Origin of the sequence: Marivita sp., from assembly GCF_022763305.1 — a bacterium.
Classification (GTDB): domain Bacteria; phylum Pseudomonadota; class Alphaproteobacteria; order Rhodobacterales; family Rhodobacteraceae; genus Marivita.
Genome location: NZ_JALEGT010000108.1, coordinates 18,860 through 44,864 on the forward strand (window position 1 = coordinate 18,860; position 26,005 = coordinate 44,864).

Consider the following 26,005-nt stretch of genomic DNA (forward strand, 5'->3'; position numbering starts at 1 on the left):
GGGTCAGATGCGCTCCGGTTCAAGCGCCGTCCGGTCCGCGAACCGGCCGCTCGTCGGGCCTTTCGGTCCTCCTCGCGCGGACTGTGCGCAAGGGCATGACACGCACCGCTCAGCCGCGCGCCATCGGGTGATGGTCCAGCACCAGCTCCTTCAGCCGCTCTTCGAGCACATGGGTGTAGATCTCGGTGGTCGAGACATCGGCATGGCCCAGGAAGGTCTGGATCGCCCGAAGATCGGCGCCATTGGCCAGAAGATGCGTCGCAAACGCATGGCGCAGCGTGTGTGGCGTGACCTTGGACGGCGATACGCCGCCCTCGACGGCGAGGTCCTTGATCAGGACATAGAACGCGTGCCGCGTCAGGTGGCCGGATTTGCCGCGTGACGGAAAGAGATGCGGCGAGGCCGGTTTGCCTTCGGCGCGGGCGTCATCCTCCATCGTCTCGCGCGTGCCCAGCCAGTCGCGCAGCGCCGAGCGGGCCGGGGGCGAGAGCGGCACCATGCGTTCCTTGCCGCCCTTGCCCCGGATCAGCAACATGCGCGGATCCCCCTTGGCTGCAGAAAGCGGAAGCGAAACCAGTTCGCTCACCCGCATGCCGGTGGCGTAAAGCAGTTGCATCAGGCAGATATTGCGCTGGCGGTCCGCCGGGCTCCGGCCATGTCGCGTGGCCGCGTCAAGAAGGCGGTCCACTTCGTCGGTCGAAAGCGTCTTGGGCAGGCGCTTGTCACGGCCCGGTCCGCTGATCTGAACCGCCGGATTGTCGCCGCGAAACCCTTCCTCGAAACAGAAGCGGTAGAGCTGCTTGATCGCCGACAGGCGTCGGGCGCGGGTGGACTTGGCAAGGCCCTGCGCATCGCAATGCACGAGGTAATCCTCGACATCGGTTTTCTGTGCCGTGGTGAGCGACAGACGCCGCCCGCCAAGCCAATCCGTGAAATCCGAGAGATCGCGCGCATAGGCCAGCTGGGTGTTGGTCGCAGCGCCCCGTTCCGCAGCCTGTGCGTCGAGAAAGGCCGCGATCCAGTGACGGTCGCTCATCGCCGCGCGCCCTCCTTGTCGAGGATCGCCAGTTGCAGCGCGGCGCGGCGGGCGGTGTCCTCCAGACCGAAGGCCCGCAGGGCGCGCAGGGCGTCGGTCAGGTCGGCATCGTTTCCGGCGGCCCCCGACTCGAAGCTCTGCAGGACAGTCAGCAACGCCTCGCCCAAGCGGTTCTGCGTCGGCAGGCCCGCCAAGCCGGACGGTGCTTGGGGCGCGCCGTCCCATGCGGCGGCCAGCGCGGCGGCGTGGGGCATGTCAACGGGGATGCTGGCCGGCGTCTGTCCCTGTGCCAGCGCGGCCAGAAAGCGCAGTCCTGCGTCGGGGCTGTTGGTGAGATCCCGGGCAACGTCCTCGTAGGCGTCGGTCAGAAGGCCTGCGGTTCGGGCGATGGTTTGCGCCCGGTCCGACAGCGCCAAACCCTGCAGTTGCGGCGCGAAAAGGTTGGCGAAGGAGACAAGCAATCCCGCCGCCCGCATCTGCGGCCAGACCTGCTCCAGAGTGGTGGAGATGGCGTCAGGCTCTACCTTGGCCAAGGCCGCCTCGAACCGTTGCAAGGCCTCCACCCGGTCCCAGATGCCGCCCGACGCCGCAGGATCTTGGGCCGTGTAGACGCCCAGAAGCTGGTTGCCGTCGATGGCACCGACGCGGGCCAGACGTTCCGCCGCCTGCAATTGTGCGCGCCAGCCTGAATCGCCCGACAGTTCGACCACCGCGAAGGGCAGGGGCAGCGGTGTCGTGGGCAGGGCTTCTCCGATTGCCTCGAACAGGCGGAACTGGAGCGGTGTCGGACGGACCGGCGGTTGCAGGGGGGCGACGGTCTCGCTGTATTCCGGGTCGAGGAACCGAAGCAGCAGTTCGGCATCGAGGGTCGACATCTGGTTCAGGGCAACGCCGGTCTGATAGATGGTCATCGCGTGCGGGAAGTCGCCGCTGCGCGTGGCGCACCAGATCCGTGTGGGAAGATCGGTGCTCAGACTGGGGGTGTCGTTCAGCACGCCGCAGAGCGCCTCATCGGACCCGGTCAGCAGCGCGAGGTCGAAGGCCAGATCGAACAGCGCGGGTGTCATCGTGCCCATCTGTTCCATCAGTGCCTCGGCCTGAGGCACAAGACCGTGCTGATAAAGCAGGGTTGCCCGTGCCCGCAGAAGCGCATCGCCCTTGGCGCTGGCGGGAGGGTCAGCTTCGGCCAGCATCAGGATGTGCAGAAGCTGGGTCAGCGCGGGGATGGCAGGGCGGCGGGTCTGCAACCGCTCGAGAGCCGCGATGAGATCGGCCTCGGAACTGCCCTGCCAGAGCGACGGTGGAAGACCGGTGACGGCGCTGGACAACAGCCCCACACCGCCAAGCCCCGGCGCGTCGAGCGGCTGAACATCGACATCGGGCACGGCTGCACTCTGCGCCACGGGGTTCTGGTCCGGCAGGACCACCACGGGCGGCGCGTTGCGCTGCACCGCAAGCCAGTCGATGGCTGACAGCGGTTGGCTTTGCGCCTGATCCTGCGCAAGGACCGGCCCCGCAAGGCAGGTCAGGCTCAGAAGGACCGGCTTAATCTGCATCCAGCGTCACGGGTTGTCTGACCTCGGTCTGTGGCGGCGAAAAATCCGCGCCGAAATACGGGCCCAAATACGCATAGGCCACCAGCGCGATCGTGCCGATGATCAGAAGGTAGATCAGCCATTTGATGATGTGCCCCATATCGACCCTTGCCCTGCCTCGATGATTTTTTCCAAGTTATAACTGGCCTTTTTCGCAAGATCACGTCATTCAACGGCCGTTATCAAAAAATTGGCGGCACTTGGCCGAGATGCAAGGGGTCTGTCGGGGCAATGCAGGCAAGACTGAAGAAAACGGTGGTTCTTGTCGGCATGATGGGCGCCGGGAAAACTGCCGTTGGCAAGGCCCTTGCGGCCATGCTCCACGCGCCCTTCCTTGATTCGGATGCCGAGATCGAGAAGGCCGCCAACATGACCATCCCCGAGATTTTCGAACGCGATGGCGAGGCGTTTTTCCGCGTGAAGGAGCGTCAGGTCATCTCGCGTCTGCTTGAACGGGAAAAGGGCGTGCTGTCGACCGGGGGTGGGGCCTACATGGCCGAGGAAAACCGCGAGATCATCTCGCGCAAGGGTGCTGCGGTGTGGCTGAATGCCGATCTCGACCTGTTGTGGCAGCGCGTCCGTCACAAGGACACGCGACCGCTGTTGCGTGTGCCCAACCCGCTTGCGGCGCTCACGCGGCTCTATGAGGAACGGGTGCCGATCTACGCGAAGGCGGACCTGAGCGTGGTGTCCCAGCCCGGGCTGTCGGTCGATGACATGGCAGCGCGGGTGGTCGAGGTCTTGAAGACGCGCCCTGATGTGCTGGAGGTTCTGGAATGATCGACACCGTTCATGTGCCGCTGGACGGCCGCGCCTATGATGTGCGGATCGGCTCCGATCTGCTGGCCCGGGCCGGTGCCGAGATTGCACCGCTTCTTAAACGGCCGCGCGTCGCGATTGTCACGGATGCGCATGTCGCCGGGCTGCATCTTGCGCCGCTGGAGCGGGCGCTGTCTGCCGAAGGCATCGCCTCGGTCAGCCTGACCCTGCCTGCGGGCGAGGCCACCAAGAGCTGGCCGCATTTCGAACGGACGGTGGAATGGCTGCTCGAAGAAAAGATCGAACGTCGTGACATCATCATCGCCCTTGGTGGCGGCGTGATCGGCGATCTGGTCGGCTTTGCCGCGGCAGTCCTGCGCCGGGGCGTGCGGTTTGTGCAGATTCCGACCTCGCTGCTCGCGCAGGTGGACAGCTCCGTCGGCGGCAAGACCGGGATCAACGCGCCGCAGGGCAAGAACCTGATCGGTGCGTTCCACCAGCCGTCGCTGGTGCTCGCGGATATCTCGGTGCTGAATTCCTTGCCTGACCGCGATTTCCTTGCCGGTTATGGCGAGGTGGTCAAATACGGTCTTCTGGGCGATGCGACGTTCTTCGACTGGCAGGAAGCGCAGGCCGACCGGATCAAGGCCCGCGATCCAGAGGCTTTGGCCCATGCGGTCCGACGCTCGGTCGAGATGAAAGCCGACATCGTGGTGCGGGATGAGACCGAACAGGGCGACCGCGCGCTGTTGAACCTCGGGCACACGTTCTGTCATGCCTTCGAGGCCGCCACGGGCTATTCGGACCGCCTGCTGCACGGAGAGGGAGTCGCCATCGGCTGCGCGCTTGCCTTCGAGCTGTCCTCGCGCCTTGGATTATGCGCTCAGGAGGATCCCAGCCGCGCGCGTGCGCTGCTGAGCGAGATGGGCATGAAGGTCACGCTGGGCGATATCGACGGGGAGCTGCCGGGGGCACAGGCGCTGCTCGATCTCATGGGGCAGGACAAGAAGGTCATCGACGGGCGGTTGCGCTTCATCCTTGCGCGCGGGATCGGAGAGGCGTTCGTGACCTCGGACGTGCCACCGGACACGGTGCTGACACTCTTGCAGGACGCGCTGTCGGACCGCTGAATTTGACCGAATGGTAAAAAAGGCGCCCCAGAGGGCGCCTTTTTCAATCAGAACGGAATTTCGTCGTCGATGTCGCGCGCAGGTGCGCGGGCCGGGCCTCCGCCGCCACCGGAACCACCGCCGTAATCCCCACCATAGCCGCCACCGTAATCCCCGCCGTAGTCGCCACCGCTGCTGCCACCGCCATAGCCGCCACCACCGCCATCACGGCTGTCGAGCAGTGTCAGCTCGCCCCGGTACGGGCGCAGCACGATTTCCGTCGTGTAGCGGTCCTGGCCGGACTGGTCCTGCCATTTGCGGGTTTCCAGCTGGCCTTCGATATAGACCTTGGAGCCCTTGCGCAGATACTGCTCGGCGATGCGGGCCAGAGGTTCCGAGAAGATGGCCACGCTGTGCCACTCCGTCCGTTCCTTGCGTTCGCCGGTGTTGCGGTCTTTCCAGTTCTCGGACGTGGCGATCCGCAAGTTGCAGACCTTGCCGCCGTTCTGGAATGTCCGCACTTCCGGATCACGGCCCAGATTGCCGACGATGATGACCTTGTTGACTGAACCGGCCATGTGTCCCCCATCTTTCATTCGAATCTCTGGCGCGCTGCGCCGTTTGTGCGACCCTACACCAGCGCTCGGCCGGATTGCCATCCGCTATTGGCGAAGGCGGGTTATCGCAGTCCATCAGCTTGTGGTTAACAAATGATGAGCAACCAAGGCTGGTGCCAGACGCGAATCCGGACTATACACCCTGAAAATCTCAACGTGGGGCGTACGCAGAGATGCGAACAACAAGACAGAGATTTGTTGCGGTGTTGAGTGTTGCCGCAATGATGAGTGCCGGAACCGTCAGCGCCGAGGTGTTGTCCACCAAGAGCCGTGTGGCGCTGTTCTCCAGCAAGACCAAGGTCCTCGATACCCGTGCGGCGCAGCAATACAAGAGCTCCGTGCGCCTTCAGCCGCCCAAGGTCGTGACACCGACGAAATGGGGAGAGGTGGGCCAGGACGGTCCCTTGCCTCAGTATCGCGGTCGGTATTCCGGCGTCTACGCGGGCATGGCGCGTGACGCCGCCCGGCGCCATGGCATCCCCGAAGACCTGTTCCTCCGGCTGGTTCAGCAGGAAAGCAATTTCAACCCGAATGCCCGGTCTCACAAGGGGGCCATCGGTCTTGCGCAGCTGATGCCCGGCACGGCGCAATATCTGCGGGTCGATCCCAACGATCCGGCACAGAATCTTGATGGTGGCGCGCGCTATCTCAAGGAACAGTATCGCAAATTCGGCCAATGGCCGTTGGCGCTGGCCGCCTACAATGCCGGTCCGGGTGCTGTCGAAAAGCACAAGGGAATCCCGCCGTTCCGGGAAACCCGGGATTACGTCAAGAAAATCTGGGGCCGGTAACCGCGAACAGTGTCGGCAACTGCCGTCGATTGTTTCCGATCAGTACGATTGGGGCAGCGTGGCGCAGGCTTTGCCCCGTTCTTTGCCCAATTGATTTGAAAACCGGACGAATGAGGCCAAACTGCTGCCCCATTCCATCGGCAAAACCACATCAGACAAAGTGAAACTGCACCGAGTTGGTGGATGCGTGTGGTCCCCGCGTGATCCGCTCGCCCCATTCGGTTTATGGAGAGTGGCATGATTAAGGTCTTGAACAAATTCCGCACCGATGAGTCCGGTGCCGTCACCGTTGACTGGGTGGTCCTGACAGCGGCCGTGGTCGGGATGGCGATGTTGACCTATGCGGGGCTCGCGGAGAACACCCAGACCGTCACCGATGCAACCGGTGCCGCCGTCCTCACGGCACAGGATTTCCTGCCGAACTGACCCTGACAGGGCCGGGTGCAGGTCACTCGGCCGCCATCTGGATCACGGGCTCCATCCCCGCAAGATCGGCATCACTCAGATGGCACTTCACCTGATGCCCGTCGCCCAGCTGTCGCATGGGCGGCACGTCCTTCTCGCACAATCCCCCCGGAACCTGTGACTTCCACCGGCAACGCGTCTGGAACGGACAACCCGGCGGCGGGTTCATGGCCGAGGGAATATCGCCCTCAAGCACGATATGCTTTTTCGTCACCCGCGTGTCGGCGATCGGCACGGCTGACAGCAGCGCCTCGGTATAGGGGTGATAGGGGGGGGCGAAGACCTGGTCGGTCGTGCCAAGCTCCACCACATGACCAAGATACATGACCATAACGCGATCAGACAGATAGCGGACGATGCTCAGGTCATGGCTGATGAAAAGCAGCGTGGTTTTCTGTTCGCGCTGGATCTCCATCAACAGATCCGTCACCGCAGCCTGAACCGACACGTCCAGCGCCGACACCGGCTCATCCGCCACCACGATCCGGGCATTCCCGGCAAAGGCGCGGGCGATGCCGACGCGCTGTTTCTGACCACCTGACAATTGGCGCGGCATCCGGTCCGCAAAGGCACGCGGCAGCTTCACGAGGTCCAGCAATTGCAGCATCCGCTCGCGCCGTTCGGCGTCGTTTTTGCCGACGCCGAACACTTCGAGCGCCCGGATGATCTGACGCCCCACCGTCATCGACGGGTTGAGCGTGTCGAACGGGTTCTGGAAGACCATCTGCACATCCGCGATGGTCTGGGTGTCGCGCGCCTCGATCGGGGTGGATTCGATGTTGCGATTGTCGATGAGGATCTGCCCGTCCGTGGCTGTTTCCAGCCCCATGAGCACCTTGGCGAAGGTGGACTTGCCGCACCCGGATTCGCCGACAATGGCCAGGGTCTCGGATTCCCGCGCTTCGAAACTCAGGGTCTCGTTCGCCTTGACCACCTTGGTGTCGCCGCGCTTGCCGAACAGCGCGTTGGCCGCAACCTCGTAATATTTCTTGAGGTTGTCCATCTTGAGCACAACGCGCCCCGGCTCGGGCTTCTGCGTTGTGTTTCCGGCATCCATCGGCGCCTGCCAGTCGATCTCCTGAAAGCGCAGGCAGCGGGTCGCGTGGCGTTCATTGCCCGGAACGTCGAACATCCTGATATCACCGGCGTCGCAGCGCCCGGCTTCGAAATAGTCACAGCGCGGCCCGAAATTGCAGCCCTGAGGCCGTTCATGCGGCAGGGGAAAGTTGCCCGGAATGGCGCGCAGGGGGCGCGCGTTCTTGTCCGCACCGGGCAGGGGGATCGACCGGAAGAGCGCCTGCGTATAGGGGTGCTGCATCTCGTCGAACACATCCTTGATCGATCCGCGCTCCACCGCCTCGCCGGAATACATCACGCAGATGCGGTCGCAGGTTTCCAGCACCAGACCAAGGTTGTGGCTGATGAAGAGCATCGAGGTGCCGTATTTCTGACCCAGCTCCTTGACCAGCTCCACCACCGCCGCTTCGACCGTCACATCCAGCGCGGTCGTCGGCTCATCAAGGATGAGCAAGGACGGCTCCGCCATCAGCGCCATGGCGATCACGATGCGCTGCTGCTGCCCGCCGGACAGCTGGTGCGGATAGGCATCGAGAATGCGCGCCGGGTCCGGCAGTTTCACATCCGTGACCACCTGCAGCGCGCGGTCATAGGCCTCTTTCTCGGAGGCACCGCGATGGATCATCGGCACTTCCATCAACTGCCTGCCGATCTTCATCGCCGGATTGAGCGAGGCCATCGGCTCCTGGTAGATCATCGCGATCTCCGATCCGCGGATCTTGCGCAGCTCTTCCTGGCTCATCTCGTTCAGGTCGCGCCCCTTGAACTTGATCGACCCGCCGACGATGCGCCCGTTCTTGCCCAGATCCTGCATCACCCCAAGCGCCACGGTGGATTTACCGCACCCCGACTCGCCCACAAGGCCCACCGCCTCGCCCGGCATGACCCGGACCGAAAAATCCATCACCGCCGGAATTTCCCGAAGCCGGGTGAAGAAGGAAATCGACAGGCTGTCGATCTCGAGAATGGGGCCGTCGTAGCTGTCTTTCATGTCGTCTCTCCCTGTCGGAGCTGGAGACTTGCGTCCCTCTTCATCTTGCCAAGTAAACTCCGGGGGTTTGGGGGCAGAGCCCCCAATCCTCACGTCATCAGTCGCGCAGCGATTCCTCTCGCAGCCCATCGGCCAGCAAATTCAACCCAAGCACCATGCTCAGCAGCGCAAAGGCGGGCACCATTGCCGGGTGCAGGTAAATCTGCAGCAGGCGCCGCCCGTCATTGATCGTGGTGCCCCAATCCGGGCTTTCCGGCGGCAGGCCCAGACCGAAGAACCCGAGCGTGCCCAGAAGGATCGTCGTGTAGCCGATCCGCAGGCAGAAATCGACGATCAGCGGGCCGCGCGAATTGGGCAGGATCTCCCAGAGCATGATGTACCACGGGCGTTCGCCCCGCGTCTGGGCGGCAGCGACATAGTCCCGCGTCTTGATATCCATCGCCAACCCCCGGACGATGCGGAACACCGTGGGCGAGTTGACGAAGACCACCGAGACGAACACCACGAGGATGCCACCCTGCAGGTTGAAGAGATCCACCGCGTCGGGCAGCACGGTGATCGCCGTGCCGGGTTGCGAGATCAGCGACAGGTAGAGCCAGCCCATTACCCCAAGCACCCCGATCAACAGCGGTGTGCGCACCGCCGGTTGCGTGCGGTAGCGCGAATTGAGCAGCACCGCGACGAAGATGATCGGGAAGATGAAGAGCACCATGGCCATGTAGTTGGGGATCCCCGTATCCACGATCTCCGGTGTGACCAGCAGGTAGAAGAGCAGGATCACCGGGAAGGCGAGGATGAGGTTGGCGAGAAAGCTGAGGAACGTGTCGAGCTTGCCGCCATAGTATCCCGCAGGCAGGCCCAGTGTGATGCCCACCATGAAGGCAAAGAGCGTGGCCAGAGGCGCGATCTGCACCACCACCCAGGCCCCTTTGACCATGCGGCTGAACACGTCGCGGGCAAGGTTGTCACCGCCGAAGAGGTAATAGGGGTACTGGCCATCCTCGGCGCCCATGATCGCGGTGCCGGGGGGCTTGTTCTTCATGCTCGAGACCTGCGCCAGCGGGTCATGGGTGATGATCAGGTCGAAGGCGCCGAAGATGCCCGTGAACACCCAGAACATGACAAGCGCAAAGCCGATCATCCCGATGGTGCTGTCGAACAGCTTGCCATAAAGCCCCAACCGCCGCTTGTAGACGAAGGACAGCGTGAAAAGGACAACCAGTGCGACCCAGACAGGTGTGAACTGGATGAAGACGCGGGTGAGGATGTCAAACCAACCGAGCGGTTCCATATCTGTGTTCCTTCCGCTCAGGACACGCTGATGCGCGGGTTGAGGTAGACGTAGCCGATGTCCGAGATGAGCTGCGTGATCAGCACCACGAAGACCGACACGACCGACACGCCCAGCAGCAATTCGATGTCATTGTTCCCGGCGGCCTGCACCAGCGTCCAGCCGAAGCCCTTGTAGTTGAACAGCGTCTCGACGATCACCACGCCGTTCAGGAGCCACGGGAATTGCAGCATGATCACCGTAAAGGGCGCGATCAATGCGTTGCGCAGCGCGTGCCTGAGAACGATGTTCGGGAAGCTGACGCCCTTCAGGCGCGCGGTGCGGATGTATTGCGCCGTCATCACCTCGGCCATCGAGGCGCGGGTCATGCGGGCGATATATCCCATGCCGTAAAGCGCGATGGTCATCACCGGCAGGGTGAAGTTCTCGAAGGTGGCGTCCTCCATCGCGCTGGTGGCCGACCCGTTGAACCAGCGCAGACCGAAGGCGGTTGAGGCGAAAACCGCGATGAACACGACGCCGGACACATATTCCGGAGTGGCGGTTGTGATGATCGACACGGTCGACAGAGACCGGTCGGTGCGGCTGCCTTCGCGCATGCCTGCCAGCACGCCGATGATCAGCGCGCCGGGCACCATGACCATCATCACCCAGAACATGAGCTTGCCGGTCAGGCCAAGCCGCGTGGCGATGATCGACCCGACACCGTCCTGAAAGACGGTCGAATAGCCCCAGTCGCCCTGCAGGACACCGCAGAAGCTGCGCCCGTCGTCGGGCATGACACCGTTTTCAAGCACACCATTGCAGCGGGACCGCGTCGTGCCGTCCCGGCCTTCGATCACCCATCCGGGGGCGACGCCAAGCCATTGCGCGTATTTGAGGGGCAGGGGCTGCGCATAGCCGCGATCCTGAAGAAAGCTTGCCACCTGCTCGTCCGTCATCCGGACGTTGCCCTGGTTCTTGGCCAGCTTTTCGAGGTTCGGGGCGAGATTGGTGAGCCAGAAAACGATGAAGGTCAAACAAAGCGCTGTCAGAAGCATCGTTGCGATGCGTCGGAGCAGAAAAAAAGCCATGTCGGGTGGGTCTCCCTGGAAATGTCCGCGCGCAGTCGCGCAGAGCGTGGAGTCTCGTCCACGGTCTGCCCCCCTGCGTGGCAAGGGGGCAGAGCCAGGTTAACGGATCAGGCCGCGAACCCGAACTTGTAGAGATGGAACTCGTGCGAGGGATGCTTCTCGGCGTTCACCACGGTTCCATTGTGGTGGTTGTAGAGCGACCGCCAGAACGGCTGGATCATCACACCGTCGTCCCGCAGGGTCTGCTGCACCTTGGCCATCACCTCGCGCCGCTTGTCGGCATCGGCGATGGACAGGGCGTCCGCCATCAGAGCGTCGAACTCGGGGTTGGCATAGCCGCTTTCGTTCCACGCCTCGCCCGAGCGATAGGCCAGCGACAGAACCTGCACGTCGAGCGGACGGTGGTTCCACGTGGTCGCGCTGAACGGGAACTTGGTCCAGTCGTTCCAGAAGGTCGAACCGGGCAGAACCGTGTGCTTGATGTTCACACCTGCATCGGCGATCTGCGCCCGCACGGACGCACCGGTGTTGCGCTCCCAGTCGTCGTCCAGTGTGATCAGCTCGTGCTCGTAATCGGCGAAATCAGTGCCGTCTAGCATCGCCTTGCCCGCCGCCGGATCGAACGGTGCCGGTCCGATATCCGCATAGGCCGGGTGGATCGGGCAGACATGGTGGTTCTCGGCCACCGAACCGCGACCGTTATACCCCAGCTCGAGGCAGACCGCGTTGTCGACCATCATCGCAAGGGCAACACGGACGTTGCGGTCGGCATAGGGCACGCGGCCATCGACTTCGGTCTGCTGGTTGAAACGGTGCACCAGCGTCGCCGCCGTCACGGTCTCGGTCTTGGACCAGCCGATGGCGTCGAGGATGTCGATGAAATCGCCCACCGATTCATAAAGCAGATCGACTTCACCCGATTCCGCCGCCGCCAGCCACGAAGCCGGGTCGGTGCCGTAGTCGATGAATTCGATCCGGTCGAGGTAGGGTCCGCCGAGAACCTCGGTGCCCCACCATGTGTGATCGGTGGCGCGTTCGATGACTGCTTTCACACCCACTTCGATGGAAACGGGGCGGAACGGACCGGTGCCGATGCCATGGGCATAGACGTCGCCGCCGTCATAGCTTTCGTGCACGATGGCCGCCGGATAGTCCGACATGTTCGCGATGATCGCGATGTCCGGTGCCGACAGGTTCAGACGCACGGTCAGGTCATCGACCACCTCGATGGCGCCGTCGCGCGCTTGACCAGTGTTGGCGTCGATCAGGCCGCCCATGCGCGCGGACATGGAATTGCCTTCCATCGCGGAATCGCACCAGCCGGTGATGTTGCGCGCCACGTCGGCTGCGGTGAACGCGTCGCCATTGTTCCAAGTCACGCCCGGACGGACGTTCAGCACATAGGTCTTCGCATCGTCGCTGACTTCCCAGCTTTCAAGCAGCATGCCGCGGAACGAACCGTCGTTCTGGTATTCGACGAGATATTCGAGGAAGCCGCGCGACTGGTTGCCGATCTCGGACCAGTCATAGGCGCGCGGGTCCTTCATGGCCTTGACCAGCGTCTGAATGCGCAGCGTCCCGCCCTGCTGGATATTGGCCGCCTGTGCCTGAACCGGCTGCGTGAGGCCGATCATGCCATAGGCGGCTGCGGCGGTGACGCCGAGGCTCGTGGCGCGTGTCAGGAATTCGCGCCGGTCCATGAGGCCGGACTTGTATTCGTCGGCGTAAAGCTCCGCCGCTGGGTGCAGTTTGTTGGTCTGCGTGGTGTGCGTCATCTGATTCTCCCTGTGACACGTTTGTTATGAGCGCGCTTGAACGCGGCATGATTATTCCGAGACCCAGATTGGCGCTCAGAGTTTTTTCACATAGCGCCTGAACCGATGGGTCCCGTCAATCGTCAGACTAGACCTTTTGTGGTCTGATTGCGACACCCAGCTTGCCCTTCTGCGACATCACCAACCGCCGGAGCCACGGCGTCCGAAAAACGGGATCAAACTTCCCTTGCGTCAACCTGTATCCAGTCGCGCATTCGCGCCCGAAACCAGGTGCGCTGCCGCTTGGCGAATTGCCGGGTGAGGATCGTCGCACGGCTGCGCGCCTCATCAAGGCGCATCGTGCCATCGATCACCGCCATCAGCTCTGCCGCGCCGATGGCTTTTGCCGAGGGCAGGTCGGGCGACCATGTCGGGTGGTTGGCCTGTGCTTCCTCCATCGCTCCGGTCGCGAGCATTTGGTCGAACCGCGCTTCGATTCTGGGTGTGAGCCAGTCCTTCGGCGCGTCGACCACCAGTGCGCTGACCTCGGAAAGGGGCAGGCGCGGCGGATCGGTATCCGCCTGCCACGCAGCCAGCCCCCTCCCGGTATGTGTCAGCACCTCCCAGGCGCGCTGCACGCGCATCGGATTCGCCGTGTCAATCCGGCTGCGGGTTTCGGGGTCGAGCTCGTCCACCAATGTGTCATGTCCCTCGGACGCGATCCGCTGCATGGCTGTTGCGCGGACCGTGTCGGGCGTCTTGGGAATATCTGCCAATCCTTCGGTCAGGGCCGTGAAATACAGCCCTGTGCCCCCAACGATGATGGGACGACAGGCGCCGGTCAGGTAGGGGTCCAGATCCCGCAGCCAATGACCCACGGAATAGGGCACATCGCCGGCGACATGCCCATAAAGCGCATGGGGCGCCCGGGCTTCATCTTCGGGCGACGGGCGTGCGGTCAGCACACGCCAGTCAGAATAAACCTGGATCGCATCCGCGTTGACGATCACGCCGCCCTGCTGTTCGGCAATTCGGAGCGCAAGCTCGGATTTCCCGCTGGCGGTCGGGCCCGCAATGAGCACCGGCCGGTCCGGACTCAGGTTGGAAATCCGGTCTGGCAGGGCGTGCTTCACTCGGGCTGTCCTTTCGTGCGGGTCCGTCCTGCGGCCTCTTTGCCGGAGGGGGCGAGTCCGCCTTGCCCCGAGGCCGGTTTTCCGACAGGTTGCGGGCGATCTTAGACCCTCGTCGAAACGGAGCGCAACATGGCGGACACCCAGACCCCTCATCCGAAATACAAACGTGTCATGCTGAAGATTTCGGGCGAAGCCCTGATGGGGGATCAGGGGTTCGGTCTGCACCCGCCCACCGTTCAGCGGATCGCGCAGGAGGTCAAAGCGGTGCATGACCTCGGCGTCGAAATCTGCATGGTGATCGGCGGCGGCAACGTGTTCCGGGGGCTGCAAGGCAGCGCCCAGGGGATGGAGCGGACAACGGCGGACTACATGGGCATGCTCGCCACCGTGATGAACGCGCTGGCCATGCAATCCGCACTTGAGGAACTGGGCGTGTTCACCCGCGTGATCTCGGCCATCCGCATGGACGAAGTGGCAGAGCCGTATATCCGCCGCCGGGCGGTGCGTCATCTCGAGAAAAAGCGCGTTTGCGTGTTCGCGGGCGGGACCGGCAACCCCTATTTCACAACCGACACCGCCGCCGCGCTGCGCGCCAACGAGATGAACTGCGAAGCGATCCTGATGGGCAAGAACGGTGTCGACGGCATCTACGACAAGGACCCGCGCACCAACTCTGACGCCAAGCGCTATGACAAGGTAACCTATGATGAGGTGCTGCAGAAGAACCTCAAGGTGATGGATGCGTCCGCCATCGCGCTGGCGCGGGACAACAGCCTGCCGATCGTCGTCTTTTCGCTGGACGAGCCGGGAGGCTTCCGTGGCATCCTCGCAGGCGACGGCACGTACACGATGGTGCATGGCAGCCAGAAACCCGGCACGGGCGAGGCGGCCTGACCGATCCGTCACAGACCGCCAAGCGATTCACCCTGAAAGTCGCAAGACGCTATACTTTCAGGCACGTGTCGCATAGAACGCAAAACAAAGCACAAAAACTGCTCTTGAGGGCCATATGGCAGATGACTTCATTCTCGACACCGACGATCTGACGCGCCGCATGGATGGCGCGATGGCAAACCTGCGCACGGAATTCGCCTCGCTCCGCACCGGCCGGGCCAGCGCCTCGATGCTGGAGCCCGTGATGGTGGACGCCTATGGCAGCATGACCCCCATCAACCAGGTGGGCACCGTGAACGTGCCCGAGCCCCGGATGGTCACGATCAACGTGTGGGACAAGGGTCTGGTCGGCAAGGTCGAGAAAGCGATCCGCGAAAGCGGTCTGGGCATCAACCCGCAGCTCAATGGCACCATCATCATGCTGCCCATCCCCGAACTGAACGAGGAACGCCGCCGCGAATTGGGCAAGGTTGCCGGGCAATACGCCGAACATGCGCGCGTGTCTGTGCGCAACATCCGCCGCGACGGCATGGATCAGATCAAGAAGGCCAAGTCGGATGGCCTGTCAGAGGACGACCAGAAATTCTGGGAATCCGAGGTGCAGGAACTCACCGATGCCTATATCAAGAAGATCGACGCTGCTTTGGAAACGAAGCAGGAAGAGATCATGCAGGTCTGAGGACCGCGCAGAAAGGACCTCGGCCAGATGGCTAAGCCAGCAACACCAGACGACGGTCCCCGCCATGTGGCGATCATCATGGACGGCAACGGCCGCTGGGCGACCCAGCGGGGCAGACCGCGTCTGTTCGGCCATCAGGCAGGCGCGCGACGCGTGCGCGAAATCGTCGAGGCCTGCCCGGCGCTTGGCGTCGATTACCTGACGGTCTTTGCCTTCTCGACCGAAAACTGGAAACGCACGCAGTCGGAAGTGGCAGGTCTGATGAACCTCTTCCGCCGCTACATCACGCGTGAAGCCAAGGCGCTCAAGGCCAACGATGTCTGCGTCCGCTTCATCGGCGACCGTGTGCGCCTCGATGCGAAGCTTGTGTCGATGATGGACGAGCTTGAGGCGCTGACGGCGAATTGTCAGTCGGTGAATCTCACCATCGCGATCAACTATGGCGGCCGCGACGAGGTGGCCCGCGCCACCAAACGTCTTGCGCGTGACGTGGCCGAAGGCAGGCTGAACCCCGAAGACGTGGATGAAGAAACGCTGCCAAAGTATCTGGATACCTGCGTTTTACCCGATCCGGACCTTGTGATCCGCACCAGCGGAGAGGCGCGGATTTCCAACTTCCTTCTGTGGCAATCGGCATATTCCGAATACGAATTCATCGACACGCTCTGGCCGGATTTCACCGCCGAGGAATTCCGCAAGGTCGTCGGAGGCTTCGGCACCCGCGAACGCCGCTTCGGCGCCGTGGTGGCATGACGTCAGGCAAGTGGGACGACCTCGCGCCGCGGCTCTTTTCAGCCGTGGGAATGGTGGCCATTGGCGCGCTTGGCGTCTGGCTGGGCGGCCTGTGGTTTCATGGCCTGATCTCGATCATCGTCGGTCTCATGGTCTGGGAACTGGTGACGATGCTCGACACCGCGCGCAGCAAGTCAGCCTTGATCCTCGCGGTTGTATCGGCGCTCGTGTCCATGGTCGCGGTGGAAATACCGGCGTCCTTTGCGCTGCCATTGCTTCTGATGCCGTCCATGCTGGGTCTCGGTCGGATGGAGCAGGGGGGCGTGACCTATGCCGTCTTCACCGCGCTGATCCTGCTGGCAGGCTACGGATTGATGTCGCTGCGGGACGATTTCGGGCTGACCTGGATGGTCTGGCTTCTCCTGATCGTGGTGGTGACGGACATCGCGGGCTATTTTGCCGGACGCCTGATCGGAGGACCGAAACTCTGGCCGCGCGTGAGCCCCAAGAAGACATGGTCCGGCACCGTTGCAGGCTGGGCCGGGTCCGCCGTCGTGGCGCTCTTCTTTGCCTCCGGCACGCAGGCGGGAATCGGGCTCGTCGGGGTAAGCATCGCGGTCAGCATGGCCAGCCAGATCGGGGACATTGCAGAAAGTGCGATCAAACGCCGGGCCGGGGTCAAGGACAGCTCGCGCCTGATTCCGGGTCATGGCGGGTTGCTTGACCGTTTCGACGGCATGTTGGGGGCCGCGATCTTTATCGTGATCGCAGGCCAGATTGTCGGATTTCCACCGGGGGCCCAATGAGGCGCATCACGATTTTCGGGGCCACCGGCTCCATCGGCCAGAACACGCTCGACCTTATTCGCCGGGACCGCGCATCTTATCAGGTCGTCGCTCTGACCGGGGATCGCAACATTGCGCGGCTGGCGGAAGACGCAAAGGAGCTGGGCGCCGAATTGGCCGTCACCGCGGACCCGGCACGTCTGGACGAACTGCGCGCGGCCCTGGCAGGCTCGGGGGTTGAGGCAGCAGCCGGGCCGGATGCTCTGATCGAGGCAGCGAGCCGCCCGGCGGACTGGGTCATGTCGGCCATCGTCGGCTCAGCGGGGCTTGCACCGGGGCTGCGCGCACTGGAACAGGGCGCGAGCCTTGCGCTCGCCAACAAGGAAAGCATGGTCTGCGCAGGGCCCTTGATGCTGGCCACCGCCAAGGCCCATGGTGCCGCGATCCTGCCGGTGGACAGCGAACATTCCGCCGTCTTCCAGGCGCTGATCGGCGAGGACATGAGCGCGGTCGAGCGGGTGATCATCACGGCGTCGGGCGGGGCGTTCCGGGATTGGCCGATCGAGGACCTCGCAGCGGCCACGCCGGAACAGGCCGCGACCCATCCCAATTGGGCAATGGGCCAAAGGATCACGATCGACAGCGCGTCCATGTTCAACAAGGCGCTGGAACTCATTGAAACACGAGAGTTTTTTCAGATAAAGCCCGAGCAGATCGAGGCTGTCGTACACCCGGAATCGATGATCCACGCGCTGGTCGGCTTCCGCGACGGTGCGCTGATGGCCCATGTCGGTCCGCCCGATATGCGCCATGCCATCGGCTTTGCGCTGCATTATCCGGACCGGAAGACGCTGCCGGTGGAACGACTGGATCTGGTGAAACTGGGTCAGCTCACCTTCCGCCCCGCCGACGAGACCCGCTGGCCGGCTCTGCGCCTTGCGCGTGAGGTGATGGCTACCGGTGGTCTGGCGGGGGCCTGCTTCAATGCGGCCAAGGAACGTGCGCTCGACGGGTTCATCGCCAAACGGATCGGATTCCAGCAGATTGCGGTTGTTGTCGAGGAAGTCCTGAGCAGAGTTTCGGCCCATCCGGGTCACATTGATGCCGACATCACTCTTGATAACGTGCTCCAGCTAGACCATCTCGCTCGGGTACGGGCAGACGACGTCATGAATGAATTAGAGGGTTGAGCCTTGGATATTGCAGCGTTGCTGCCGCAGTTCGGTAGTGTGATTTGGACCCTCCTGGCCTTTGTGGTCGCGCTTTCGGTGATCGTGGCCATCCATGAATATGGTCATTACATCGTGGGCCGCTGGTCCGGTATCGACGCCGATGTGTTCTCCCTTGGCTTTGGCCCGGTGCTGTTCTCGCGTGTCGACAAACGCGGCACGAAATGGCAATTCGCGCTGCTGCCCCTGGGCGGCTACGTCAAGTTCAAGGGCGACAGCAACGCATCTGGCGGCAAGGACGAAGAGGCGATGGCCGGTTTGTCCGAAAGCGAAAGACGCCGCACCATGAACGGCGCGCCGCTCTGGGCCCGTGCGGCCACGGTCGCCGCAGGGCCTGCCTTCAATTTCGCGCTGTCCATTCTCATTTTCACCTGCGTTCTGATGCTCCGGGGCGAAGTGACGGACCCCGTGAAAGTCGGCGAATTGCGCGCGGTGCCAGCCGAGAACGAGCTTCAGGTCGGCGATATCCTTCTCAGCATCGAAGGCATCGACCTGCCGACCTACAGCGAATCCGCAAGTTTTCAGTCCTTCCTCGACGACCTGCCGCATCAGGAACACCTGCAATACACCGTGCAGCGTGGAGAGCGGACGCTCGATGTGCGGGGCCCGTATGTCTATCCCCCTGTGGCCACGCAGATCATTCCGCGCTCGGCTGCGGATGATGCCGGGTTCCGCGCGGGCGACATCATCCTGTCCATCGATTCCCAGCCCATCTACGCGTTCGAGCAATTGCGCGAAGCCGTCGAAGGCTCAGAGGGCAACACCCTGACGCTCGAAGTCTGGCGTGACGGCGATGTGCGCGTTCTCGAGATGACGCCCCGCCGCACCGACGAGCCGCAGCGCGACGGCACGTTCGAGACGAATTACCGGATCGGCATCGTGGGCGGCATGTTCTTTGAACCGGCAACCGAAATGACCGGGCCGTGGGCGGCTTTCGTGTCCGGCGTGCAGCAGACCGGTCGGATCATCGACGGGTCGATCTCGGGGCTGTGGTACATGATCACCGGTGCGATCAGCACCTGCAATCTGTCGGGTCCGATCGGAATCGCGGAAACCTCGGGCTCGATGGCCTCTCAGGGCACGACCAGCTTCATCTGGTTCATCGCGGTTCTCAGCACCGCGGTTGGTCTGCTGAACCTCTTTCCGATTCCTGTTCTCGACGGTGGACATCTCGTCTTCCACGCCTATGAGGCCGTGACCGGTCGCCCACCCAGCGACAAGGCCCTGCGCGTGCTTATGGCCATCGGTCTGACGCTGCTTCTGTCGCTGATGCTCTTTGCGTTGTCGAACGACCTGTTCTGCCCGTAAATCACGCCGCTGATCGGGACGATTTCACAGAATCGTCCCGGATTGCGCCCGAATGATGACACATTTGCCCGGCATCTCGGGCATAGGAAAAAGTCATCCGAGGTGCGCCATGCAAACGATCCAAGACGGCTATCGGTCGTTCAGCCTTCTGGTTTCCATCAATTGGGACCGGATGATCTATGTCTCTGCCATCGCGGCGTCGCTGTTCCTTGGGGCCTATCTGGGCAAGCTCATGATCGGCGCAATGACACACCCTGTCGGGTATTGATCAAACCGGGCTCTGCGGTTTTGACAAGCTAGGGCAATCTGGGTACTCACGTTCCAAAAGGGATGTCTGAGTAGGTTTCCAACAATGACACAAGAAACAGGCGAGCAGGTCACACGGCAGTCGGCGCGCAAATCGTCGGTCCGTCCATTTCTCATAGCTGCATCGGTTGCACTTGGCGTGGGCGTCCTGTCCGCTCCGAACATGGCGCTGGCGCAGGATTTCCGCTTCAACGCCATCTCGGTGGAAGGCAACCAGCGCATCGAGGCGGGCACCATCGCCAGCTATCTCGGCGTTGCGCGCGGCGAAACCGTATCTGCCGGCGAACTGAACGATGGCTATCAGCGCATTCTCGCTTCGGGCTTGTTTGAAACGGTCGAAATCGAACCGCGCGGCAATACGCTTGTCGTGCGCGTGGTCGAATTCCCGACGGTCAACCGCATCACCTTTGAGGGCAATCAGCGGATTGACGACGACGCGCTGTCGCAGATCGTACAGTCGCAATCGCGCCGCGTCTTCAGCCCCTCCACCGCCGAGTCGGACGCGACCCGTATCACAGAGGCCTATGCCCAGCAGGGGCGCATCGCGGCCCGGGTGCAGCCCAAGGTCATCCGCCGGTCGGACAACCGGGTGGATCTGGTCTTCGAAGTCTTCGAAGGTGGCGTGTCCGAAATCGAACGGATCGGCTTTGCCGGCAATCAGGTCTTCAGCGACCGCCGTCTGCGCCGGATTCTCGAAACCAAACAGGCCGGTATTTTCCGCGCGCTCATCCGGTCGGACACCTTCATCGAGGACCGCATCGAATTCGACCGTCAGGTCCTACGCGATTTCTACCAGTCGCGCGGTTATGTCGATTTCCGCACCACCAGCGTGAATGCCGAACTCAGCGAAGAGCGTGATGGCTATTTCATCACCTTCAACGTGGAAGAGGGGCAGCAATTCTCGTTTGGCGAGGTGACAGTATCCTCCGACCTCGCCGAGGTGGACCCGGACGTGTTCCAGAACGCCATCCGTCTGCGCTCGGGCCGAACCTATTCTCCGACGGCGGTGGAAACCGAGATTGCGCGCCTCGAACGACTTGCGATCCGCGAGGGGCTGAACTTCGTTCGCGTCGAACCCCGCGTGACCCGCAACGACCGGGACCTCACGCTCGACGTGGAGTTCCTGCTGACCCGGGGCGAGCGCGTCTTCGTCGAGCGCATCGACATCGAGGGCAACACCACTACGCTCGACCGCGTTGTGCGCCGTCAGTTCCGTGTCGTCGAAGGCGACCCGTTCAATCCGCGCGAAATCCGCGAAAGTGCCGAACGCGTCCGCGCACTCGGCTTCTTCGGCGACGCGAATGTCGAAGCCCGCGAAGGCTCGACGCCGCAGCAGGTGATCATCGACGTCGATGTCGAGGAACGGCCCACAGGTGCTCTGAGCTTCGGTGGCTCCTATTCGACAAACAGCGGTTTCGGCGCCACGATCTCGTTCAGTGAACGCAACTTCCTGGGACGCGGGCAGCAACTGTCGCTCGGCGTGACCACCGGGGTCGATTCCTCGAATTACAGCTTCAACTTCACGGAACCGGCCTTTCTGGGCCGGGACGTGGCGTTCACGTTCAACCTGAACTACCTCGAGACCGACAACGCGTCTGCGGAATATGACACCGCGATCGGCAATTTCTCGACCGGCTTTGGCTTCCCGGTATCTGAAAACGGTCGGTTCAGCCTGCGCTATGGCGCCCGGTTTTCCGACATCAAGAATCTCAGCACGTCCGTGGGCCAGATCATCACGGCTGAAGCCGCACGGGGCGAGGTGTGGGACAGCTTTGTCGGGTACCGCTACAGCTACGACACGCGGCGCACCGGCTTGAACCCGAACGCGGGTGTCCTGCTGGAATTCGGTCAGGACTTTGCAGGTCTCGGTGGCGACAGTGCCTATATCGAATCCACCGTACGGGCCGTGGCGCAGACCAAGATCCTCAACGACGACGTGACGCTGCGCGCCACGCTGCAAGCCGGTGCCCTCAGCTATTCCGAAGGGTCTTCGCGCGTTACCGATCGTTTCACGCTCGGCTCGAACCTTATGCGCGGCTTCCAGGGCGGTGGGATCGGACCGCGCGAAGTCGGACCTGGCGACGTGAATGATCCCCTGGGCGGCAACTATTTCGCAGTTGCGCGGTTCGAGGCGGAATTCCCGCTGCCCTTGCCGGAAGAATACGGCATCTCGGGCGGTGTGTTCTACGATGTCGGCAGCCTCTGGGGCCTCGAAGACACCAATGCAAACGTGCTCTATGACGACTTTACAGCCCGCCATGTGGTCGGTGTGTCGCTCTTCTGGACAACCCCGCTTGGTCCGCTGCGGTTCAACTTCTCCGAAGCGTTGAGCAAGGAAAAGTTCGACGAAGACCAGGCCTTCGACCTGACGATTTCCACACAGTTCTAAATGACTCGCGGAGGTCGCACAGCTTTGGGAGCGCTCTTCGGGGCGCTCCTTTGCCTTGGCCCGGGCGTTCAGGCGCAACAGGATGGCGGGCTGTCGAATGTCGGGGTGGTGCAGAGCCTGATCCTGACCGTGGCGCCAGAAGCGCTGTATACCCAAAGCGATTTCGGCCAGCGCATCGCGCGCGAGATCGAAGAGGAAAGCCTCGAGATCGCCGCCGAGAACCGCACCATCGAGGCGGAACTGACAGCTGAGGAACGCGAACTGACCGAGCTGCGCGACAGCCTTGCTCCGGCCGATTTCCGCGCCCGTGCCGAGGCGTTTGACGAAAAGGTGCAGCGCCTTCGCCGCGAACAGGACGAAAAGGCCCGCGCCGTCGGCACCCGCAACGACGAGGCCCGTCGGGCTCTGTTGACCGCCGCACAGCCGATACTGCTGCAACTCATGGTCGAAAGCGGGGCTGTTGCCGTTCTGGACCGGCGCGTTGTTCTGCTCAGCGTGGATTCCGTCGACATCACCGAGCAGGCGATCCTGCGGGTGAACGCGGAATTCGGCGATGGCGCCGAGATCCTGCCGCTGCGCCCCTGACAGCTTGCTCCCCGGCACCGGGATTGGTACTCACAGCGCAACAAGATCATAAAGGACGCCCCATGAGCGACACGCTTCTTCGTGCAGACATCCAGCTGATCCAGCGCATCCTGCCGCACCGCTATCCGTTCCTGCTTGTGGACCGCGTGGAAGAGATCGACGGCACGCAATCCGCGCTTGGCATCAAGAACGTCACGATGAACGAGCCGCATTTCCAGGGGCACTTTCCGGGCACGCCGATCATGCCGGGGGTGACGATCATCGAAGCGATGGCACAGACCGCTGCCGTGATGGTGGGCACCGCGCTTGACCTCGCGGACAAGGAAATGCTGATCTACTTCATGGCCATCGACAAATGCAAATTCCGCCGCAAGGTGATCCCCGGCGACCAGCTCCAGATGCGGCTGACCACGCTGCGTGGCAAACCCGGCGGCAAGGTCTGGAAATTCGGCGGCGTGGCGACGGTGGACGGTGAGATGGCCGCGGAATGCGAATTCTCGGCCATGATGGATCTGCCCGCGTGACAGCCCGCATTCACCCCAGCGCCATCATCGAAGAGGGCGCGCAGATCGGTGACGGCTGCGTCATCGGCCCGTTCTGTCATGTCGGCCCCGAGGTCGTTCTGGCCGACAATGTGACGCTGAAAAGCCATGTGGTCGTGACCGGTCAGACCTCGATTGGTGAAGGCACCGAGATCTTTTCCTTCGCCGTGATCGGAGAGATCCCGCAGGACCTCAAGTTCGAAGGCGAAAAGACCAGTCTGATCATCGGCGCGCGCAACCGCATCCGCGAGCATGTGACGATGAACACCGGCACCAAGGGTGGTGGCGGTGTGACCCGCGTGGGCGATGACAACCTCTTCATGGCGGGCTGCCATGTCGCCCATGACGTGCAGATCGGCAACCGCGTGATCGTGGTCAACAGCGCCGCTTTGGCCGGGCACTGTATCCTCGAAGACGACGTGATCGTCGGTGGCCTGTCGGGCGTGCACCAGTTCGTCCGGATCGGGCGCGGCGCGATCATTGGTGCCGTGACGATGGTCACGAATGACGTGATCCCCTATGGACTCGTGCAGGCGGATCGTGGTCGGCTGGACGGGTTGAACCTTGTCGGTCTCAAGCGCAAGGGCGTCAGCCGCGCCGACATCACCGCGCTGCGGGCCGCGTTCCAGATGCTCGCTCAGGGCGAGGGTGCGTTTCAGGATCGCGCCCGACGTCTGGGCGAGGAAACCGACAGTGACTACGTCCATCACATTGTCGATTTCATCCTAGGCGAGACCGACCGGTCCTTCCTCACTCCGGGTTGAGCCATGACGCTGGCGGTGATCTGCGGGCAGGGGCGGTTGCCGCGCATCGTGGCCGAGGCGCAGCCGTCGCGCCCTTTGATCTGCGTTTTGAGCGGATTTGAACCTGACGGCCTGACCGCCGATCTGACCTTTCATCTGGAAACGCTGGGCAGTCTGCTCGACACGCTCGCGTCACGTGCGGTCACGCAGGTCTGCCTATGCGGAGCCATCCGCCGACCTCCGATAGATCCGACACGGCTCGACGCAAAGACGGCCCCCTTGGTGCCGCGCCTGCAAACTGCGCTGACCTCGGGCGATGATGGTGCTCTACGCATCGTGATGCAGCTCTTCGAAGAGGCGGGCCTGGCCATCGTGGCAGCGCACGAGCTTGTGCCTGATCTTGTCCCGCAACCCGGCGTTCTGACGCTCAAGACCTACACGCCGCAGAACGCGATCGAGGCGCGGTTGGGGGAACGCACCGTCGCAGCGATGGGCGTGCGGGATGCGGGTCAGGCCTGTGTCGTGCGCGGCGACAGCGTATTGGCCCGCGAAGATGCTGCCGGAACCGATGCAATGCTCACCCGTCTGGCCCGCGACCGTGCCAATCCCGACGGCGATTTTCTGTCCAACCCGATCACGGCGGCAGGTGACATGTTCGGCGGTCTCTTGGGGGATGCGACCGACTGGCTGACTGGCGGGTCGACCCCGTCGGAAGGCGGCATCCTTTTCAAGGGCCCAAAGCCCGGTCAGGACCGCCGCGCCGATCTTCCGGTGATCGGAGCAGGCACACCCGATGCCGTGGCCGCAGCAGGCCTGTCGGGTATCGTGATCGAAGCCGGGGGTGTGATGGTTCTGGATCGCGCCAGAACCGTGGCCCGGTGTGACGATCTGGGCCTCTTCCTCTGGGTGCGGGAAAAGGGCGGCTGATGCGAGTCTTCGTCATTGCCGGGGAAGCCTCGGGCGACAAGCTGGGCGCGGCGCTGATGGCGGGTCTGCGCAAGCATGCCGGGGATGTGACATTCGAAGGGATCGGCGGCGACCGGATGATCGCCGAAGGTCTGCAGAGCCTGTTTCCCATGGACGAGATCTCGATCATGGGCATCACCGAGATCCTGTCGCAATACCGCCAGCTCAAGGCGCGCATCCGCCAGACCGCCGACGCCGTGCTGGCCGCAAAGCCCGATGTGCTGATCACCATCGACCTGCCGGAGTTCAGCCTGCGGGTCGCCAAGCTGGTCAAGGCGCAAAGCAACATCCGGACCGTGCATTACGTGGCCCCAACGGTTTGGGCCTGGCGTCCGGGTCGCGCAAAAAAGATGGCCGCCCACATCGATCAGGTGCTGGCGCTTTTGCCGTTCGAGCCGCCCTACATGGAAGCGGCCGGCATGCGCTGCGATTTCGTCGGCCATCCCGTCGTGACAGACCCCGTCGCGTCCGAACAGGAGGTGGCCGAGTTCCGGACCCGGTTCGGCCTTCAGGATGCGCCGCTGGCGTTGATCCTGCCGGGCTCGCGACGCAGCGAAGTGTCCCGCCTCCTGCCGATCTTCGGCGAAGTGGTGGCCGGTCTGACGTCCCGTCATCCCGATCTTCGGTTTGTCCTACCCGTCGCGCCCAACGTCGGCACACCGGTGTCAGAGGCGGTGTCCAACTGGCCCATCAGGCCGATCCTGATCAACCCGCTCCACGATGGCATGGAGATGAAACGCGCGGCGTTCTTCGCGGCCGATGTGGCCGTTGCGGCCTCGGGAACCGTATCGCTCGAGTTGGCTGCGGCTGGCACGCCGATGGTGATCGCCTATGACATGAACTGGCTCAGCCGCCAGATCATCGGGCGCATGTTGCTTGTGGATACGGTGACGCTGGTGAACCTCGTGTCCGAGACCCGGGTCATTCCCGAATTCATCGGGGACAAGTGCCGGCCTGCGCCCATTGTCGCCGCCGTGTCGGACATCCTGCAAGCCCCGGAACAGCAGCGCGCAGCCATGGCGCTGACCATGGAACGCTTGGGGCAGGGTGGTTTGCCACCGGGCGAGCGCGCGGCTCTCGCGGTTCTGGACGGGCTGAAATAGAAACGGGGGCTGGACCTGTCGATCCACCCCCCGCGACTTGGTCTGTCGTCAGG

At 63.1% G+C, this 26,005-nt stretch carries 26 protein-coding genes; 17 read left to right on the forward strand and 9 right to left on the reverse strand.

What is annotated here, in order from left to right:
* Positions 1–109 precede the first annotated feature (109 nt).
* The 3 genes from MRY75_RS19000 to MRY75_RS19010 are packed head-to-tail and all read right to left on the reverse strand — an operon-like array spanning position 110 to position 2,731.
* Positions 110–1,036, reverse strand: a complete 927-nt coding sequence (locus MRY75_RS19000) for a site-specific tyrosine recombinase XerD (protein ID WP_292309583.1) — start codon at positions 1,034–1,036, stop codon at positions 110–112.
* Complete coding sequence (locus MRY75_RS19005) at positions 1,033–2,592, reverse strand: hypothetical protein (protein ID WP_292309584.1); 1,560 nt, start codon at positions 2,590–2,592, stop codon at positions 1,033–1,035. Before MRY75_RS19005 ends, MRY75_RS19000 begins: the two co-directional genes overlap by 4 nt.
* Complete coding sequence (locus tag MRY75_RS19010) at positions 2,582–2,731, reverse strand: hypothetical protein (RefSeq protein ID WP_292309585.1); 150 nt, start codon at positions 2,729–2,731, stop codon at positions 2,582–2,584. The genes MRY75_RS19005 and MRY75_RS19010 overlap by 11 nt, the downstream gene beginning before the upstream one ends.
* Before the next feature lie 131 nt (positions 2,732–2,862).
* On the opposite strand from MRY75_RS19010, the gene MRY75_RS19015 reads away from it, so the two are divergent.
* A complete protein-coding gene (locus MRY75_RS19015; RefSeq protein WP_292309586.1) occupies positions 2,863–3,411 on the forward strand; it encodes a shikimate kinase in 549 nt (182 codons plus the stop codon).
* Positions 3,408–4,520, forward strand: coding sequence for a 3-dehydroquinate synthase (gene aroB / locus MRY75_RS19020; protein WP_292309587.1), 1,113 nt, complete (start codon positions 3,408–3,410; stop codon positions 4,518–4,520). Before MRY75_RS19015 ends, aroB begins: the two co-directional genes overlap by 4 nt.
* Before the next feature lie 47 nt (positions 4,521–4,567).
* On the opposite strand, the gene ssb is transcribed toward aroB, so the two are convergent.
* Positions 4,568–5,077: a single-stranded DNA-binding protein gene (ssb, locus tag MRY75_RS19025; RefSeq protein ID WP_292309588.1), complete on the reverse strand. Its 510-nt coding sequence runs from the start codon at positions 5,075–5,077 to the stop codon at positions 4,568–4,570.
* A gap of 263 nt (positions 5,078–5,340) precedes the next feature.
* Here ssb and MRY75_RS19030 point away from each other — a divergent pair, with 263 nt between their 5' ends.
* Both MRY75_RS19030 and MRY75_RS19035 read left to right on the forward strand, forming a co-directional pair.
* Positions 5,341–5,907 carry a lytic transglycosylase domain-containing protein gene (locus tag MRY75_RS19030; protein WP_292309589.1) on the forward strand — a complete coding sequence of 189 codons (567 nt, stop codon included), beginning with the start codon at positions 5,341–5,343 and terminating at the stop codon, positions 5,905–5,907.
* A gap of 237 nt (positions 5,908–6,144) precedes the next feature.
* On the forward strand, positions 6,145–6,333 hold the full coding sequence (locus MRY75_RS19035) for a hypothetical protein (RefSeq protein ID WP_292309590.1): 189 nt from the start codon (positions 6,145–6,147) through the stop codon (positions 6,331–6,333).
* 22 nt (positions 6,334–6,355) lie between these two features.
* Here the strand turns inward: MRY75_RS19035 and MRY75_RS19040 are convergent, their stop codons facing one another.
* From MRY75_RS19040 to miaA, 5 genes are all read right to left on the reverse strand, one after another.
* A complete protein-coding gene (locus tag MRY75_RS19040) occupies positions 6,356–8,440 on the reverse strand; it encodes an ABC transporter ATP-binding protein (protein ID WP_292309591.1) in 2,085 nt (694 codons plus the stop codon).
* A gap of 97 nt (positions 8,441–8,537) precedes the next feature.
* A complete protein-coding gene (locus tag MRY75_RS19045; RefSeq protein WP_292309592.1) occupies positions 8,538–9,731 on the reverse strand; it encodes an ABC transporter permease in 1,194 nt (397 codons plus the stop codon).
* Between the two features lie 17 nt (positions 9,732–9,748).
* Positions 9,749–10,804, reverse strand: a complete 1,056-nt coding sequence (locus MRY75_RS19050) for an ABC transporter permease (protein ID WP_292309593.1) — start codon at positions 10,802–10,804, stop codon at positions 9,749–9,751.
* 107 nt (positions 10,805–10,911) lie between these two features.
* Positions 10,912–12,579 carry an ABC transporter substrate-binding protein gene (locus tag MRY75_RS19055; RefSeq protein ID WP_292309594.1) on the reverse strand — a complete coding sequence of 556 codons (1,668 nt, stop codon included), beginning with the start codon at positions 12,577–12,579 and terminating at the stop codon, positions 10,912–10,914.
* A 215-nt stretch (positions 12,580–12,794) separates the two neighbouring features.
* Positions 12,795–13,691 (reverse strand): tRNA (adenosine(37)-N6)-dimethylallyltransferase MiaA, encoded by an 897-nt coding sequence (gene miaA, locus MRY75_RS19060; RefSeq protein WP_292309595.1) that lies wholly within the window; start codon positions 13,689–13,691, stop codon positions 12,795–12,797.
* A 129-nt stretch (positions 13,692–13,820) separates the two neighbouring features.
* Here miaA and pyrH point away from each other — a divergent pair, with 129 nt between their 5' ends.
* The 13 genes from pyrH to lpxB all read left to right on the forward strand — a co-directional run bounded on the left by pyrH (position 13,821) and on the right by lpxB (position 25,952).
* Positions 13,821–14,585: a UMP kinase gene (gene pyrH / locus MRY75_RS19065; protein ID WP_292309596.1), complete on the forward strand. Its 765-nt coding sequence runs from the start codon at positions 13,821–13,823 to the stop codon at positions 14,583–14,585.
* 115 nt (positions 14,586–14,700) lie between these two features.
* On the forward strand, positions 14,701–15,264 hold the full coding sequence (frr, locus tag MRY75_RS19070; RefSeq protein WP_292309597.1) for a ribosome recycling factor: 564 nt from the start codon (positions 14,701–14,703) through the stop codon (positions 15,262–15,264).
* A 27-nt stretch (positions 15,265–15,291) separates the two neighbouring features.
* Entirely contained in the window at positions 15,292–16,017 is a 726-nt protein-coding gene (locus MRY75_RS19075; RefSeq protein WP_292309598.1) for an isoprenyl transferase, read from the forward strand.
* Entirely contained in the window at positions 16,014–16,802 is a 789-nt protein-coding gene (locus tag MRY75_RS19080; RefSeq protein ID WP_292309599.1) for a phosphatidate cytidylyltransferase, read from the forward strand. Before MRY75_RS19075 ends, MRY75_RS19080 begins: the two co-directional genes overlap by 4 nt.
* The gene (gene dxr / locus MRY75_RS19085) at positions 16,799–17,971 is read left to right on the forward strand and encodes a 1-deoxy-D-xylulose-5-phosphate reductoisomerase (protein WP_292309600.1); all 1,173 of its coding nucleotides are present in this window, start codon (positions 16,799–16,801) and stop codon (positions 17,969–17,971) included. Before MRY75_RS19080 ends, dxr begins: the two co-directional genes overlap by 4 nt.
* A 3-nt stretch (positions 17,972–17,974) precedes the next feature.
* Positions 17,975–19,318, forward strand: coding sequence for an RIP metalloprotease RseP (gene rseP / locus MRY75_RS19090; protein WP_292309601.1), 1,344 nt, complete (start codon positions 17,975–17,977; stop codon positions 19,316–19,318).
* Positions 19,319–19,427: 109 nt separating this feature from the next.
* Positions 19,428–19,586 (forward strand): hypothetical protein, encoded by a 159-nt coding sequence (locus MRY75_RS19095; RefSeq protein WP_292309602.1) that lies wholly within the window; start codon positions 19,428–19,430, stop codon positions 19,584–19,586.
* A gap of 84 nt (positions 19,587–19,670) precedes the next feature.
* Positions 19,671–22,013 carry an outer membrane protein assembly factor BamA gene (gene bamA, locus MRY75_RS19100; RefSeq protein WP_292309603.1) on the forward strand — a complete coding sequence of 781 codons (2,343 nt, stop codon included), beginning with the start codon at positions 19,671–19,673 and terminating at the stop codon, positions 22,011–22,013.
* Complete coding sequence (locus MRY75_RS19105; protein WP_292309604.1) at positions 22,014–22,598, forward strand: OmpH family outer membrane protein; 585 nt, start codon at positions 22,014–22,016, stop codon at positions 22,596–22,598.
* A gap of 62 nt (positions 22,599–22,660) precedes the next feature.
* Entirely contained in the window at positions 22,661–23,122 is a 462-nt protein-coding gene (gene fabZ / locus MRY75_RS19110; RefSeq protein WP_085630989.1) for a 3-hydroxyacyl-ACP dehydratase FabZ, read from the forward strand.
* Entirely contained in the window at positions 23,086–23,904 is an 819-nt protein-coding gene (gene lpxA, locus MRY75_RS19115) for an acyl-ACP--UDP-N-acetylglucosamine O-acyltransferase (protein WP_292309605.1), read from the forward strand. Before fabZ ends, lpxA begins: the two co-directional genes overlap by 37 nt.
* A gap of 3 nt (positions 23,905–23,907) precedes the next feature.
* Positions 23,908–24,810 (forward strand): UDP-2,3-diacylglucosamine diphosphatase LpxI, encoded by a 903-nt coding sequence (lpxI, locus tag MRY75_RS19120; RefSeq protein ID WP_292309606.1) that lies wholly within the window; start codon positions 23,908–23,910, stop codon positions 24,808–24,810.
* The gene (lpxB, locus tag MRY75_RS19125; protein WP_292309607.1) at positions 24,810–25,952 is read left to right on the forward strand and encodes a lipid-A-disaccharide synthase; all 1,143 of its coding nucleotides are present in this window, start codon (positions 24,810–24,812) and stop codon (positions 25,950–25,952) included. The genes lpxI and lpxB overlap by 1 nt, the downstream gene beginning before the upstream one ends.
* Positions 25,953–26,005 lie beyond the last annotated feature (53 nt).